The organism is Enterococcus dongliensis (genome assembly GCF_031927985.1).
In the GTDB taxonomy this organism is placed as follows: Bacteria; Bacillota; Bacilli; order Lactobacillales; family Enterococcaceae; genus Enterococcus_A; species Enterococcus_A dongliensis.
This window is the reverse complement of record NZ_JARPZC010000021.1, coordinates 1-15,798: the sequence shown is the minus strand read 5'-3', so window position 1 is coordinate 15,798 and position 15,798 is coordinate 1. Positions and strand designations below refer to the sequence as shown.

Genomic DNA, 15,798 nt, shown 5'->3' with positions numbered 1-15,798 from the left:
TGTGCCGTTTTATTCTTCCATGAACCGTTTTAGTTCCTCTTTGGATAAATGAGCGTTCAAGGCGATCAATAATTTTAAGCGTGCTTTTTGACTATTGATCCCGCTGCAAAAAATCACACCATGTTGTGCCAATTCAACTCCACCACCATGATAATCATAGACAGGTTCTGCGATGCCGTTGAAACAGCGAGAGACTAAAACGATCGGCAAGCCTTTTTCTAGTAAGTGATAGACTGGAGCCAACGTTTGTGGCGGTAAATTACCAGCACCTAAAGCCTCAATCACAAGTCCATCAACTGTAATGGCTTGGTCCAATATTTTGAAAAAATCGCCTTCCATTCCAGCAAAGGCTTTGATGATCGGAATCATTGCATCAAAAGTGTCCACATCGTATCGTGTTGTTTTAGGTAATTCTTGTTTGAAAAGAATCTTTGATTTGGTGACTAATCCGATTGGTCCTAAAGTTGGTGTTCTGAATGTTGCGACATTGGTCGTATGTGTTTTTGTGACATAACGAGCACTGTGGATTTCATCATTCATAACAACCAGTACTCCTTTATCAACGGCGTTTTCAGAAGCAGCCACTCGAATCGCACATTCAAAGTTGTAAAGGCCGTCACTGCCAAGTTCATTAATCGACCGCATGGCACCGGTCAAAATAATTGGAATCAGATTTCCAATCGTAATCTCCAGAAAATAGGCAGTTTCTTCTAAGGTATCCGTCCCATGAGTGATAACGACACTGTCAATGCCGGTTTGTTTAGCCGCCTTAATCCGTTCTTTTAGTTGAAACATTGTCTCAACAGTGATATGAGGAGAGGGAAGATTTGAGAAATCTTCCACGATCAATTCGATATCAGCAGGCAGACGCAATTCTTGGCCAGCTGCTAGTAAAGGATTTTTATCATCTGGACGTACAGCACCATCGGCGTCTTGACTCATTGAAATCGTTCCGCCGGTATGTAAAATCAAAATCCGTTTCATCTTCATTACTCCATTCATTATTAGCGCATTGTTGCTAAGTTTTTGCTACGTTTATTGTATACTATGAAACAAAGGGAGGCTAGGACACTATGATTCGAATTGGATTAACTTCTTTTAATGAACACAGTAGTTTGACTGGAAAAAAAAGCTCTTCTTTATATGAATATGCCGGCTATTTGCCGTTAGTAGAATTGGATACGAATTATTATGGCATCGCCAATAAAAGTTCTGTTGAAAATTGGTTGTCCAAAGTCCCAGCAGATTTTCGGTTTGTCGTGAAGCTATATGCCGGCTTTACCGGCCAAAGCAAATGGCAAGACAGCTATCCTTCAGTTGCAGCAATGCAGGCACACTTTTTAGAGACGATGCAGCCGATGATTGAAAGTGGCAAACTATTTTGTTTTTTAGCCCAATTTCCAGCTCAATTTAAGTGTACAAAGGAAAACGTGGCGTATTTAGAAACACTGCGAGAATTATTCAAAGATTTACCGGTAGCAATCGAGTTGCGTGATTATAGTTGGTATGCCAAAGAATTCATAAAAAAAACACAGCAATTTATGCGAAGCTTGGATTTTAGTTTAGTGATGGTAGATGAGCCTCAATTGCCAGACACAGTTCCATTAGATATTACGATAACGAATAAAAAATTTAGTCTTTTTCGTTTCCATGGCAGAAATCAAGCCTATTGGAACGATCGAACTGGCGATTGGCGCAAAAAACGTACTTTGTATCGGTACAATCAAGCGGAATTAGAAATACTAGGCGAGCAGATCCAGCAAGTTTCAGCAGACTCAGCAGAAGTTGGCGTCATTTTTAATAATAATTCTGGTGGAGACGCTGCCGATAATGCGCTACAATTGAAAAAAATCCTACGATTGGAGTATGAAGGATTAAATCCAAGTCAAATCGATTTATTTTAAACGAGGGAGTGCCATGATAAAAGCTATTTTTTTTGATATAGATGGAACACTAACGACAAAAGATTCCAAAGTACTGGATAGTACTTCTAAAGCGATTCGCTTAGCACAAGAGAAAGGAATCTTATGCGGTGTTGCAACAGGACGAGGGCCGGTCAAAATCGAAGAGCGGATCGGTCATTTGCCTTTAGATATTTTTGTTACGTATAATGGCCAACTTGTTTATACAAAAGAGGAAGACATTTATCAAAATCCTTTTTCTGAGGATGTTTTACAGCAGATTGTTACTTTTGCGGATAAAGAGCACCGCCAAATCATTTTTGGCAGTAGACACCAAATGGAAGGAAGCAATTTGATGAAATGGTCGCAAAACACATTAGTAAAACAGATTGCTGCTTGGATGCCCAACTGGTTTCCAGTAAGAACTACGCGGCATCTTTTACAGTCGTTTAGTCCAAATCGTAAAACAGAACGCTATAAGAAGTTGGCTATTTTACAAGGACCAATCTATCAATGCGTGTTGTTCAGTGCGGCAACAGAATCAGAAAAATTGCAAAAAAAATTACCAGAATGTACTTTTCAGCGTTCGAATCCCTATTCTGTAGACATTGTGCCTAAAAATGGTTCGAAATATCACGGGATTTTAGAATTTACAAAGGCTAAGGGGATTAAACTAGAAGAGGTTATGGCTTTTGGGGATCATTATAATGATATCGAGATGATCAAAAAAGTCGGAATCGGTGTGGCGATGGGCAATGGTCTATCTGAAGTCAAGGCCCAGGCCGATTACGTTACAGAATCAAATGAAAAAGATGGAATTTATCAAGCGTTAAAACATTTTGAAATCATCTAATGGAGTTGAATAGTAATGACTGAACCTTATCAAATGGCGCGTGAGTTTCATAAGATTTTTGCGCCGGAACCACCTGAAAAACCAACAGCATTTTCCATAGAACGAGGAAGTTTCCGCGCTGGTTTTAAAGCAGAAGAAATCGTTGAGTTTCTGTACGGCGCAGCTCAAGGCGATGAACAAACATTTCATGAGTTAGTTGGAAAATTACACGTAAGTATTGATCAAGCTCAGAAAAAAGTGTTAGCAAAAGCAGAAGTGGTAGAAGATCCGCTGATTGCCGAAGTGGATGCACTAACAGACTTGCTCTATTTTACTTATGGGTCATTTGCTTTGATTGGCGTAGATCCGCAACCAATTTTTGAAATCGTTCATCGGGCAAATTTAGGAAAGTTATTCCCAGATGGCAAGCCGCGCTACCATCCTGTTACAAATAAGGTCTTAAAACCTGAAGACTGGCAAAAAAATTATGCCCCTGAGCCATTGATTAAAAAAGAATTAGACAGACAAAAAGGAAAAGCTGATTCATTTTAGCTTTTCCTTTTTGTCTGTCTAAATTAATCAAAGAAAGTATAATACAAAGAACGCACAGCTAATCGTTCTTGTTCACTGCGGATAGCAAAGATGATGCTGCGTTCATCCGCTCCTTGAGAGATCATCCGCAAATTGACATTTTTACGTGCCAAAGCGGCAGTACTATCGGCTGTGATACCAGGTCGTTCACGCATTCCTTCACCAACCAGAGCAACAACTGAAAGACCATGTTCAATGGATAATTGGTCAGGTTGGATCTTTTCTTCGATTTGTTTCATTAATTCAGTTTCGATTTCCCGTGTCAAATGGCGTTCACGTAAAATAATCGAAATGTCATCGATTCCAGAGGGCATATGTTCAAACCCGATATGAAAGGATTCAAGGATCTGTAAGATGCGCCGAACGATCCCGACTTCGCGGTTTAATAAATATTTTCCAATAGTGATGCCACAAAAGCCATCATCACTAGCTACACCGACGACTTCATTTCGATTCTCATCTTCGAAATTTTTTTTGATCAAGGTTCCTTGACACTCTGGGTTGTTGGTATTTTTGATGATTACTGGGATATGAGCTTTAAAAGCAGGCATTAAAGCTTCATCATGGAAAACAGTAAAACCAGCATAAGTCAGTTCGCGAATCTCACGATACGTTGCATATTCAATCAACTCAGGATCATGAATGTATTTGGGACTAGCTGAAAAAATACCGTCGACATCAGTAAAGTTTTCATATAGTTCCGCTTTTAAACCAGCAGCGACGATCGAACCAGTAATATCTGATCCTCCACGAGAAAACGTACATAACTGTCCGTCAACCGTGTAGCCGAAAAATCCTGGAATAATTAAAATCTCGTCTGAATTGCGCCATTGGTAAATTTTCTCATAGGATTGCTCCAAAATTCGAGCATTTTGTGGTTCATCAGAAACAATAATCCCCAGTTCTTTTGGGTTGATGTAGCGTGTGTTTACACCATTTTGTTGAGAACATGCTGCTACTAGCTGAGCATTTAAGTTTTCCCCCGTTGCTAAAAAACGGTCCAATGCATATGGATCAGCTGCATCGTAGTTTTCTTGCAGTTGTTGTAATTCAGTGTAGAAAACTTTTTCTAGTTGTTTTGCAACATGAAATTCTGCTGCTATTTCAGTATAGCGAGTGACAATCTCACGGACTACTTCATCAGTTTCTTGTTTATATACAACAGCGTTATAAAATTGAATCAATAAGTCGGTGACTTTCTTGTCTTTATTGTTTCTCTTTCCTGGAGCAGAAACGACGACGAAACGACGGCTAGAGTCGCCAGTAACAATCGCCAAGACTTTTTTTAGTTGTTCAGCTGAAGCTACAGAGCTCCCGCCAAATTTGGTCACTTTCACTTTAATCACCTCTTATTTTAATGTGGCTTTAATATTATCTGAAAATCTTCTTAATTTCAAGGGGGCAAAGAGCTTTCAAGAACAGAAAATTTAATAAAATTACACTATTCTTAAATTTATAACAATTGAAGCAGTCACTAAAAAATGCTAGTATGAATCGTGAGTGTGCGATAATCATTTCGAGTGAATTCGAAACTAGCTAGTGAAGAGCAAAGTCTTTTATGTTATAATCTACGTTAGATGTTTTCGCCTAAAAATAGGGAAAAAGGACCAGTAAATAAACTGAATCTTGATAGTTGAAAGGAAAATCATACATGGGAAGTAATGTAATCATAGGGATCGTTATCGGCTTAGTCGTTTTGGCTGCCGTTTTATACTTGATTGGTTATCTGATGAAGAAAAAAAATCAAGAACGCTTAGAAGAACTTGATAAAAGGAAAGAAGCGTTATTCGATCTTCCTGTCGTGGAAGAAGTTGATGAGGTGAAAAAAATGCACCTCGTTGGTCAAAGTCAGAATACTTTCCGTGAATGGAATCAAAAATGGACAGACGTATCAACAAAGTCTTTTGCCGAACTTGAAAGCCAAATTTTTGAAGTGGAAAGTCAAAATGAGACATTCCGTTTTATGAAAGGCAAATCAGCGATTGAAAGTGCTGAACGTACAATGAGTGAGATGGAAGAAGAAGTTGAAGGAATCCGCGTGGGTCTGAAAGAATTACGTGAGACAGAAGAGCGTAATTCATTAGCGGTCCAACAAGCGTTAGATGTTTTTGAAGAACTAAAAAAAGACCTGAAGGAAAAGAAAGACAATTTTGGTCCAGCTTTACCGGAGATTCAAAAACAAGTTAAAAATGTTGAAATTGAATTCACTCAATTTGTAACATTGAATACTTCTGGGGATCCGATCGAAGCTCGTGAAGTGTTAGATGACGCTGAAAAACACACGTATGAAGTTCAAGAGATGATGCAAAAAGTTCCCGTAATCTATGAGGATCTAGAAAAGACATTCCCAGGTCAGATTGAAGAATTAGAAAAGACCTATGAAAAAATGCTGGCTGATGATTTCGTTTTACCAGAAGATGATTTTGAAGAACGTTTGGACAAAGTGAAAAAACATGTAGAGCGTTCCTTAGAAGATTTAGAAAAAATCGAATTAGGTACAGTAGAAACAGCGAATAAAGAAACTGCTGAACTGATTGATGATTTGTATACAGTATTAGAAAAAGAATTTGATGCCAAGAAATATGTATTAACAAACCGCAAAACGATTGGTGAGTACATTGCTCACGCGGCTCGCAACAATCATCAGTTGATGGTCGAGCTGGACCATACCTCTCAAAGTTATGCACTAAACAACAATGAATTGGGTCGTGCACGTGGATTCCAAACAGAAATCGAAGAATTAGAACGTCGCAACCGCAATATCGAACCACAAATTGATAAGCATGAATTACCTTATTCAGAAGTTCAAGTATTTTATAAAGATGCCTTTAAAGTCTTAGACGATATTGAAACCAAACAAGTTGAGATTGATGATGACTTACATGATTTGCGTAAAGGTGAAAAAGCCGCTGCAGAAAAAATTGAGAAATACGAATTCCGCTTACGCAATTTGAAACGCTATGTGGAACAACAACGTTTACCTGGTTTGCCAGGGGATTACTTAGAATTTTTCTTTGTCGCAACGGATCGAGTGGAAGAATTGAGTCAATCGTTGAACAAGATACGAATCAATATGCGCGATATTAATAAATTAGTTAATCTATGTGATGAAGACATCGAATTGTTGGATCAAAAAACGTATGATTTAGTCGATGCTGCCGCATTGACAGAACAAATGATGCAATATGCCAACCGTTACCGTCATACACATCCCGAGATTAAAACGGCGATTGAGAATAGTTTAGAGCTGTTCAACAAAGAATATCGTTACCAAGATGCGTTAGATGAAATTGGGACAGCGCTGGAACGAGTTGAACCTGGTGCATTCAAACGAATCGAAGATTTTTATTTCAATAACCGGGATTTAGTTTAAGCTGAGCATTTCGCTCAGCTTTTTTTCTTGTTGAGGTTGCTAAATCAAGTAATCAAAAACGACGTAAAAAAGTCACTAATAATTGCGAACAAGTTAGGAATCGTAAGGAATACTTGAAGACTTATGGTATTCCCGCTATAATAGGAAAGAATTTTTGAAGGAAGGTCATAAAATGATTTATTTTGATAACAGTGCCACAACGGCGATTTATCCGCTAGCACTTGATACATATGTAAAAACGAGTCAACGTATTATGGGGAATCCCTCTAGTCTGCATGACTTAGGAACGCAGGCCAATCGGCTATTACAACAAGCCCGCAAACAGATTGCTGAATTGTTATATGTACAAACTAATGAAATCTTTTTTACAAGCGGCGGTACAGAAGGAGATAATTGGGTCATAAAAGGAACCGCGATTGCTAAACGTGAATTTGGCAATCATATCATCATTTCTAGTGTTGAACATCCGGCAGTTAGCCGAACTGCTGAGCAATTACAAGCACTTGGCTATGAGGTCAGTATCGCACCAGTTGATAAACAAGGCTTTGTCGAGGTAGATAAATTGGCTGAATTAATCCGCCCAGAAACAATCTTAGTTTCGGTCATGGGTGTCAATAATGAAATTGGTGCGATCCAACCAATTGCAGCAATCAGTGAAGTTTTAGAAAACTATCCAACGATTCATTTTCATGTTGATGCAGTACAAGCAATCGGTAAAGTCGATCAAGCTCAATGGCTGACTCCGCGAGTGGATTTTGCTACATTTTCTGCTCATAAATTTCATGGTCCCCGAGGAGTTGGTTTTATTTACTGGAAGACAGGAAGAAAATTAGCGCCATTGTTAAACGGCGGCGGACAAGAATTTGGACAACGGGCAACGACAGAAAATCTACCAGCAATCGTAGCTATGAGTCGTGCCTTGCGGATCCATCTTGAAAAAAAATCTGAACGGCCGAACCATACGGGAATTATCCGTCAATACTTGAAAGAAGCGTTACTAAGTTATGATAAAGTGACCGTTTTTTCTGGGGATGAGAATTTTGCTCCGCATATTTTGACCTTTGGGATCAAAGGAGTTCGAGGAGAAGTTCTAGTTCATGCTTTAGAAGAGAAACAGATCTTTGTTTCTACTACAAGTGCTTGTTCTAGCCGTAAAAAAGTCAACAGCTCTACCTTACACGCAATGCGTGTCCCTAATGAGCTAGCCACAACTGCCGTGCGAGTAAGTTTAGATGAAGCCAATACAATGGCAGAAGCTGAACAATTTATGGTGATAATTCATCATCTTTACGATAAATTTTCAAAAATCAATTAGTATCGATAAAGGCAAAAGAGGAGAATGAACGTGCAATATACTGAAATCATGGTGCGCTATGGAGAATTATCGACGAAAGGGAAAAATCGTCGTAGTTTTATCATGCAGTTGGCGCAAAATGTGCGAGGTGCATTGGCTGAGTTTCCAAACTTGAAAATTCATGCTGATCGCGATCGGATGCATATATTATTAAACGGAGAAGACAGCCGATTAGTTTTACCGAAATTAGAAAAAGTCTTTGGAATTCAAAATTTCTCACCAAGTATTCGTGTAGAAAAAAATCTGACTGCTTTAAAACAAATGACGCAACAAATCATGGAAGAAATCTACACAGGCAAAGAGACATTTAAAATCACTGCTAAACGTAGTGATCATAGTTTTGAATTAGACAGTCATGGCTTGCAACAATTTTTGGGCGATGCAGTAATCGATAGTTTTCCAGAGATCAAGGCACAGATGAAACGTCCAGATATCAACCTGCGTGTAGAGATCCGGCGCGATGATGCGTATCTTTCTTATGAGACCATTAAAGGAGCCGGTGGATTACCAGTCGGTACAAGTGGTCGCGGGATGTTGATGCTTTCTGGCGGGATTGATTCGCCAGTGGCGGGGTATTTAGCAATGAAGCGCGGTGTAGAGATCGAAGCGGTTCATTTTGCCAGCCCACCGTATACTAGCGAACAGGCTCTGCAAAAAGCCAAAGATCTTACAGAAAAATTGACGCCTTATGTCGGTGGAATTCAATTTATTGAAGTTCCCTTTACGGAAATTCAAGAAGAAATCAAAAAACGCAGTCCGCAAGGCTATTGGATGACTTTGACGCGCCGGATGATGCTGCGTTTGACAGATGCAATCCGTGAAATGCGCCATGGATTAGTCATCATAAATGGGGAGTCATTGGGACAAGTAGCTTCACAAACACTTCACAGCATGGTCGCCATCAATGAAGTGACGACTACCCCGATTATTCGACCAGTGGTAACGATGGATAAAAATGAAATCATTGAATTGGCAGAAAAGATCGATACTTTTGAATTGGCGATTCAGCCCTTTGAAGATTGCTGTACGATTTTTGCACCGCCACAGCCTAAGACACGGCCAAATTTGGAAAAAGTTTTAGAATTAGAAGAACGATTTGATATCGATGGTTTGATGGAACGTTGTTTAGCGGGATTAAAAATTGAAAAAATCCTACCTGAACAAGCAGAGAAATCTAATGAATTTGCCGATTTTTTATAAGGTGATTTGAGCAGAGGACATAATGTCCCTGCTCTTTTTTGTAGAGGATTGTTATTGAGGTTTTTCCATGTTAGAATTATATATGTGAAATAATTAACAAATGCTGAAAAATTAATCTATAATAGAACGAGGAGGATGATCATGGAGCGAATTCTTCAAAAACCACGGGTATCAAAAGCAACGACTAAAAGACTGTCTTTATATTTACGTTGTTTGAAAGGACTGGAAAAAAATGGTATCACCCGTATCAAATCTTCTGAGTTAAGTAAAATGACTCAAGTTGGATCAGCAACAATTCGGCGAGACTTTTCCCATTTTGGCGAATTGGGTCGTAGCGGATATGGGTACGATGTGAGTGACTTGATCAAAGTGTTCAGTGATGTATTAGAAACAAAAGAAGAAAAACGTATTGCATTGATTGGATGTGGAAATCTAGGACAGGCGCTGTTGAATAATAATTTCCGCCGCAATGAAAATTTAAACATCGTCTGTGCCTTTGACAATGATCCTGAAAAGATCGGCAAAGAAATTTGTGGCTATCATGTTTACTCAATCGAGGATATGACAGCAATTTTAGCAAAGGAAAAAATCACTGTTGTAATCTCTACGGTCCCGAGTCAAAATGCCCAGACAGCTATTGATCAAGTAGTCGCTAATGGAATCACAGCTATTTTAAATTTTGCACCTGATCCATTGAAAGTCCCTGATAACGTACACGTGCATTATATTGATCTAACCTCGGAATTACAGACATTAATCTATTTTGATGGTCAGTAAGACTTTACAAGTTTCTGACTTCATTGTAGAATGAGTCAAACGAGGATCAAGAGTAGTACATGAATAATAAAGTTTTAAGAGAGAGAATGCTGGGCTGGGACATTCTTACTTTGTTTCGTGGAAGGTAGCTTGGGAGTTTTGTGTTCTGAAAGAAGTAAGAATGCACGGCACATGACCGTTATACCATGAATGAGCGGCAGGATTTTTCTGCAATTTAGGTGGTACCGCGTAATTTACGTCCTAGAACACATTTGTGTTCTAGGACTTTTTTCGTGTTAACGTCTTTCATTAGCTGATTCAACAATCAAATTTAGGAGGAACTGATATGACTGAAAATTTACCAACAAAGTTTAATCCGCAAGAAGTTGAAGCGGGTCGTTATCAAAAATGGTTAGCTCAAGATTTATTCAAACCATCAGAAGACAAGCAAGCTAAACCTTATTCTATAGTTATCCCACCGCCAAATGTAACAGGGAAATTACACTTGGGACATGCATGGGATACTACTTTGCAAGATATGATTATTCGCCAAAAACGAATGCAAGGCTTTGATACGTTATGGTTACCAGGAATGGATCATGCCGGAATTGCAACACAAGCAAAAGTAGAAGAAAAATTAAGAGAACAAGGAATCTCTCGTTATGATCTTGGCCGGGAAAAATTTATTGACAAAGTTTGGGAATGGAAAGGTGAATATGCCGGACACATTCGTGAACAGTGGGCAAAATTGGGTCTATCTTTAGACTATAGCCGTGAACGATTTACGTTAGATGAAGGACTATCAGAAGCCGTACGGAAAGTCTTCGTTGCGTTATACGAAAAAGGATTGATTTATCGAGGCGAATACATCATTAACTGGGATCCTCAAGCTAAAACAGCATTGTCTGACATCGAAGTCATCCATAAAGATGTCGAAGGTGCTTTTTACCATGTAACTTATCCATTGGCAGATGGCAGCGGCGTTTTAGAAATTGCCACGACACGTCCAGAGACGATGTTGGGGGATACAGCTATTGCTGTTCACCCAGACGATGAACGCTACCAAGAGTTGATTGGTAAAATGGCAATCTTACCTTTAGTTGATAAAGAAATCCCAATCATTGCAGATAGTTATGTTGATCGTGAATTTGGGACAGGTGCAGTGAAAATCACACCTGCACATGATCCAAATGATTTTGAAGTTGGTAATCGACACAATTTGCCACGGGTTAATGTAATGGATGCTGACGGAAGCATGAACGAACTGGCTGGCAAATATGCCGGAATGGATCGTTTTGAAGCACGAAAAGCCATCGTTGCCGACTTAAAAGCTATCGGCCGGTTGATCAAAGTCGAAAAGATGGTCCACAGTGTCGGACACTCAGAAAGAAGCGGTGTCGTAGTAGAGCCGCGCTTATCAACACAATGGTTTGTTAAGATGGGCCCACTTGCTGAACAAGCGGTGAATAATCAAAGTACTGATAATGCAGTCGAGTTTTTCCCACCACGATTTAATAACACGTTTATGACTTGGATGGAAAATGTTCATGACTGGGTCATCTCTCGTCAATTATGGTGGGGACATCGCATCCCGGCTTGGTATCATAAAGAAACAGGAGAAATGTATGTGGGGATGGAGGCGCCTGCTGATAGTGAAAAGTGGGAACAAGATCCTGACGTATTGGATACTTGGTTCAGTTCTGCCTTATGGCCGTTTTCTACAATGGGTTGGCCAGATGAAACAAGTGAAGATTATAAACGCTATTTCCCAACGAGTACCCTTGTAACAGGTTATGATATTATTTTCTTCTGGGTGAGTCGAATGATTTTCCAAAGTCTTGAGTTTACTGATGAACGTCCTTTCAAAAATGTTTTGATTCATGGATTGATTCGTGATGAACAAGGACGCAAGATGAGTAAATCTTTAGGCAATGGAATCGATCCAATGGATGTCATTGAAAAATACGGTGCCGATGCTTTACGTTGGTTCTTATCAACCGGTTCTGCCCCTGGTCAAGATGTTCGTTTCAGTTATGAAAAAATGGATGCCGCTTGGAACTTCATCAATAAAATTTGGAACGCTTCACGTTTTGTAATTATGAATGTCGAAGGGTTTACAGTGGAAGACATCGATTTTTCTGGTGAAAAAACTGTAGCAGATCGTTGGATTTTAACACGTTTGAATGAGATCATCGAAAAAGTGACCAACTTATTTGATCAATTTGAATTTGGGGAAGCGGGTCGTCAATTATACAATTTCATGTGGGATGATTTCTGTGACTGGTACATCGAAATGAGTAAAGAAATTCTCTATGGTGAAGATGAAACGGCTAAACAAACAACGAAGAGTATTTTAGTTTATGTATTGGATCAAACACTACGTCTGCTGCATCCAACCATGCCGTTTGTAACTGAAGAAATCTGGGCGAAGATTCCACATACAGGTGAATCATTAGTAGTAGCAGACTACCCAGTTGTTCATGAAGAAAATAATGATGAAACAGCTGCAAAAGGCATGGAAGTCTTAAAAGACTTGATTCGTTCAGTTCGTAATATTCGCGCTGAAGTAAATACACCGCTTTCAAAACCAATTACGTTATTGATTAAAACAAGTGATCCAAAAGTATCGGAATTCTTGATTGAAAATACTAGCTACATCGAACGCTTCTGTAACCCAGAAGAATTGGTGATTGATAGTGAGATTACAGCGCCTGATTTAGCGATGTCAGCAGTGCTGACTGGTGCGGAGATTTACTTACCATTAGCTGGTTTGATTAATATCGAAGAAGAAATCGAACGATTAGAAAAAGAATTAGCAAAATGGAGTGGGGAAGTAAAACGTGTTCAAGGGAAACTTGCCAATGAACGCTTCGTAGCCAATGCTCCTGAAAAAGTCGTAGCAGAAGAACGTGCAAAAGAGAAAGATTATTTAGAAAAACAAGCAGCAGTAAAAGAACGAATCACAAGCTTGCGCACGATTTCTTAAAAATTGAAGAGATGAATAGGTGTGGTCATACTTGGCCACACCTATTTTTATCCATAAATTCTACGAAATTCCCCTGTACTTAGCAATCTTTCTTTGCTGATCTTTGCTATACTAGAATTATGTAAAAGACCTATAAAAAATTGTTGTAAATGAGGCGAATAGATTTGACGATAGAAGAAGCGATTGCTTGGATTCATAGTCGAAAAAAATTTGGATCTCGTCCAGGTTTAGCTCGCATCCAAGCCTTATTAACTAAATTAGATAACCCTGAAAAAAAAGTCCCTGCGATTCATATCGCCGGAACAAATGGGAAAGGCTCTACAGTCGCCTATTTGCGAAGTATTTTATTAGAAGCAGGAGTAACGGTTGGAAGTTTTACTTCCCCGTATATCGAAGAATTCAATGAACGGATCGCCATTGATGGAAAATCAATTACAGATGTTGAACTGATTCATTACGTAAAAAAATTCCAACCGATTGTTGCTGAACTGGATCAAGATCCGGCAATCAATGGCATTACCGAATTTGAGATCTTAACAGCGATGATGCTTGATTATTTTGCGGCTGAAAAAGTCGATGTGGCAATCATTGAAGTTGGATTGGGCGGATTATTAGACTCGACCAATGTAGTTCAACCAATCTTGACTGCGATTACGACGATTGGGTATGATCATATGGATATTTTAGGAGATACATTAAATGAGATTGCCTATCAAAAAGCAGGAATCATCAAACGAAATATCCCCGTCGTGACCGGGAATATCACTAAAGGTCCTTTGATTGAGATCATTGAAAAAGCAGCGGCTGAAACGGCAAAAATCTATCGTTATGGTGAAGAATATCAGGTAGATTATTTGCGGCCTGATCCAACTTGGGGAGAATTATTTAATTTTACTGATCGAAGGGGAAAATTGTCTTCACTAAAGGTGCCTTTACTGGGTCGTCATCAGGTAGAAAATGCCGGAGTTGCAATCGAGCTATTTCATCTATACTGTGAACAAATCGGTCTGCCTTTTGAAGAAAAAACAATTCAAAAAGGATTGGCCAAAGCTCAGTGGCCTGCACGGATGGAAAAAATCAGCAACGAACCATTGATTGTGATGGATGGCGCGCATAATGGTCATGCGATCGAACGCTTAGTTGAAAATATCAAACGTGAGTTTTCGGGCTACAATATAAAGATTCTTTTTTCTGCATTAGAGACAAAAGATGTGGATCAGATGCTAACGTTACTTTCAACTATCCCCCGGGTAAAAATCTATTTAACAACTTTTGAATATCCTAAAGCATTGGATCTTAGTCGTTTTGATAAATTAGACAGCCGTTTTGAAGTTGTTTCACTTTGGCAATTTGGCTTAGGTGAATTACTAGAAAATATGCAAGCAGACGATTTACTGTTAATTACAGGATCACTGTACTTCGTTTCTGAAGTGCGTCAATTATTATTAAACTTAGGAGGTACGAATGAAGAACGTTAAAGGAATTATTTTTGATATGGACGGACTGCTGTTTGATACAGAATCGATCTATTATGAAGCAAACCAAGTAGTGGCAGACAAATATCGTCTTCCTTTTACCAAAGAGATTTACAAGCAATTCATTGGTGTTTCAGATGAAGAAGTCTGGGCAGAGCTGCATAAAATGTATGCAGATCATGGCAAAGAAACAGTCCAACAATTTATCGATGAGAGTTGGGGGATGGCTCATGATCGTTTTAAAACAGGAAAAGTTGATTTGAAACCGGGAGTCTATGAGCTTTTAGCATATCTTGAAGAAAAAAAGATTCCACGAGTTTTAGCTTCAAGTAATGTTCGACCAGTTATTGAGATTTTATTGGAACATGCAGGTATTCGGAATAAATTTTCTGCGATCGTTTCAGCAGAAGACGTAAAATTTGCCAAACCAGATCCAGAGATTTTTGTTCTTGCCGCAAAACAGTTGGGCATTGCCGGTGATGAGGGCTTGGTGTTAGAAGATTCGAAAAATGGAATCTTAGCTGCAGAAGGAGCCGGGGTACCGGTAGTGATGATTCCAGATATTTTACCGCCAACAGCTGAATTAGAAACAAAGACAGCTGCTGTTTTAACATCTTTGCATGATGTTATCGGTTTTTTAGAAAGATAAAAAAGAACTCCTTTGCGTACTTTTTAAAAAAGTTGGCAAGGGAGTTTTTCTATGGAAAAAAATTTATTGTTGCAAGAATTGCCGGAGAGCTCGTGGCCACGAGAACGCTTATTGCGGGAAGGGGAGAAACATTTGTCTGATCAAGAACTGTTGGCAATCATTTTGCGTAATGGTTCACGACAACAAAATGTTATGGCATTGGCTGGCAGTATTTTTGCGAGAATATCCGACACTTTATGACTTGAAATACAGTACTTTACAGGAGCTGCAACAATTTAAAGGAATCGGAGAGACCAGAGCAATTGAGTTAAAGGCGATGATGGAATTTGGTTATCGTATTTATCGTGCTTTGCAACCAAAGTTGGGAAAAGTTCAATCGAGTGTTACACTAGGACAGTTTTTAATATCAGAATTAAAAGATCATCGCCAAGAACATTTAGTCGCCTTTTTCTTAAATACAAAAAACGAAATCATTTTTCAAAAGACGATCTTCATTGGCTCGTTAAATCAATCGATTGCTCATCCGCGAGAGATATTTCGAGAAGCCGTACGCAATAGTGCGGCTCGTGTAGTATTAGGACACAATCACCCATCAGGAAATCCCTTAAACATAGTATCCTAAACTAGAGTACTCTAAGTACTCGAAGTTTAGGATTTTTTAATTACAGTGCTTTAACTATT

Annotated in this window: 12 protein-coding genes, 1 pseudogene and 1 other annotated feature; of the genes and pseudogenes, 11 read left to right on the top strand and 2 right to left on the bottom strand. The window is 39.0% G+C overall.

The features are described from left to right. Window positions 1-9: 9 nt before the first annotated feature. Window positions 10-984: an asparaginase gene (locus P7D84_RS12410; protein WP_137604061.1), complete on the bottom strand. Its 975-nt coding sequence runs from the start codon at window positions 982-984 to the stop codon at window positions 10-12. A gap of 89 nt (window positions 985-1,073) precedes the next feature. On the opposite strand from P7D84_RS12410, the gene P7D84_RS12405 reads away from it, so the two are divergent. From P7D84_RS12405 to P7D84_RS12395, 3 genes are read left to right on the top strand one after another with little or no spacing between them, the layout of a single operon-like run. Further along, window positions 1,074-1,904 carry a DUF72 domain-containing protein gene (locus tag P7D84_RS12405; protein ID WP_311806621.1) on the top strand — a complete coding sequence of 277 codons (831 nt, stop codon included), beginning with the start codon at window positions 1,074-1,076 and terminating at the stop codon, window positions 1,902-1,904. Window positions 1,905-1,917: 13 nt separating this feature from the next. After that, complete coding sequence (locus P7D84_RS12400; RefSeq protein WP_311806619.1) at window positions 1,918-2,754, top strand: Cof-type HAD-IIB family hydrolase; 837 nt, start codon at window positions 1,918-1,920, stop codon at window positions 2,752-2,754. Between the two features lie 15 nt (window positions 2,755-2,769). After that, window positions 2,770-3,285, top strand: coding sequence for a pyrophosphohydrolase domain-containing protein (locus tag P7D84_RS12395; protein WP_311806618.1), 516 nt, complete (start codon window positions 2,770-2,772; stop codon window positions 3,283-3,285). Window positions 3,286-3,308: 23 nt separating this feature from the next. On the opposite strand, the gene P7D84_RS12390 is transcribed toward P7D84_RS12395, so the two are convergent. Next, complete coding sequence (locus tag P7D84_RS12390; RefSeq protein WP_311806617.1) at window positions 3,309-4,661, bottom strand: aspartate kinase; 1,353 nt, start codon at window positions 4,659-4,661, stop codon at window positions 3,309-3,311. Window positions 4,662-4,975: 314 nt separating this feature from the next. On the opposite strand from P7D84_RS12390, the gene P7D84_RS12385 reads away from it, so the two are divergent. From P7D84_RS12385 to radC, 8 genes and pseudogenes are all read left to right on the top strand, one after another. Continuing rightward, a complete protein-coding gene (locus P7D84_RS12385) occupies window positions 4,976-6,697 on the top strand; it encodes a septation ring formation regulator EzrA (RefSeq protein WP_137604056.1) in 1,722 nt (573 codons plus the stop codon). A 172-nt stretch (window positions 6,698-6,869) separates the two neighbouring features. Continuing rightward, window positions 6,870-8,012: a cysteine desulfurase family protein gene (locus P7D84_RS12380; RefSeq protein WP_137604055.1), complete on the top strand. Its 1,143-nt coding sequence runs from the start codon at window positions 6,870-6,872 to the stop codon at window positions 8,010-8,012. 30 nt (window positions 8,013-8,042) lie between these two features. After that, complete coding sequence (gene thiI, locus P7D84_RS12375; RefSeq protein WP_137604054.1) at window positions 8,043-9,251, top strand: tRNA uracil 4-sulfurtransferase ThiI; 1,209 nt, start codon at window positions 8,043-8,045, stop codon at window positions 9,249-9,251. Window positions 9,252-9,392: 141 nt separating this feature from the next. Next, window positions 9,393-10,028, top strand: a complete 636-nt coding sequence (locus P7D84_RS12370; RefSeq protein WP_137604053.1) for a redox-sensing transcriptional repressor Rex — start codon at window positions 9,393-9,395, stop codon at window positions 10,026-10,028. Between the two features lie 33 nt (window positions 10,029-10,061). Further along, window positions 10,062-10,274, top strand: a binding site (T-box leader). Window positions 10,275-10,353: 79 nt separating this feature from the next. Then, window positions 10,354-12,993 carry a valine--tRNA ligase gene (locus tag P7D84_RS12365; protein ID WP_311806615.1) on the top strand — a complete coding sequence of 880 codons (2,640 nt, stop codon included), beginning with the start codon at window positions 10,354-10,356 and terminating at the stop codon, window positions 12,991-12,993. A gap of 149 nt (window positions 12,994-13,142) precedes the next feature. Next, entirely contained in the window at window positions 13,143-14,471 is a 1,329-nt protein-coding gene (locus tag P7D84_RS12360; RefSeq protein ID WP_311806614.1) for a bifunctional folylpolyglutamate synthase/dihydrofolate synthase, read from the top strand. After that, window positions 14,458-15,117 (top strand): HAD family hydrolase, encoded by a 660-nt coding sequence (locus tag P7D84_RS12355; protein WP_311806613.1) that lies wholly within the window; start codon window positions 14,458-14,460, stop codon window positions 15,115-15,117. The genes P7D84_RS12360 and P7D84_RS12355 overlap by 14 nt, the downstream gene beginning before the upstream one ends. A 51-nt stretch (window positions 15,118-15,168) precedes the next feature. Further along, window positions 15,169-15,739, top strand: a pseudogene (gene radC, locus P7D84_RS12350) (RadC family protein). Window positions 15,740-15,798: the final 59 nt, after the last annotated feature.

Coding starts and splice junctions, on each gene's coding strand:
- P7D84_RS12410 (WP_137604061.1), bottom strand. CDS start 984: ATGAAACGGATTTTGATTTTACATACCGGCGGAACGATTTCAATGAGT.
- P7D84_RS12405 (WP_311806621.1), top strand. CDS start 1,074: ATGATTCGAATTGGATTAACTTCTTTTAATGAACACAGTAGTTTGACT.
- P7D84_RS12400 (WP_311806619.1), top strand. CDS start 1,918: ATGATAAAAGCTATTTTTTTTGATATAGATGGAACACTAACGACAAAA.
- P7D84_RS12395 (WP_311806618.1), top strand. CDS start 2,770: ATGACTGAACCTTATCAAATGGCGCGTGAGTTTCATAAGATTTTTGCG.
- P7D84_RS12385 (WP_137604056.1), top strand. CDS start 4,976: ATGGGAAGTAATGTAATCATAGGGATCGTTATCGGCTTAGTCGTTTTG.
- P7D84_RS12380 (WP_137604055.1), top strand. CDS start 6,870: ATGATTTATTTTGATAACAGTGCCACAACGGCGATTTATCCGCTAGCA.
- P7D84_RS12370 (WP_137604053.1), top strand. CDS start 9,393: ATGGAGCGAATTCTTCAAAAACCACGGGTATCAAAAGCAACGACTAAA.
- P7D84_RS12365 (WP_311806615.1), top strand. CDS start 10,354: ATGACTGAAAATTTACCAACAAAGTTTAATCCGCAAGAAGTTGAAGCG.
- P7D84_RS12360 (WP_311806614.1), top strand. CDS start 13,143: ATGAGGCGAATAGATTTGACGATAGAAGAAGCGATTGCTTGGATTCAT.
- P7D84_RS12355 (WP_311806613.1), top strand. CDS start 14,458: ATGAAGAACGTTAAAGGAATTATTTTTGATATGGACGGACTGCTGTTT.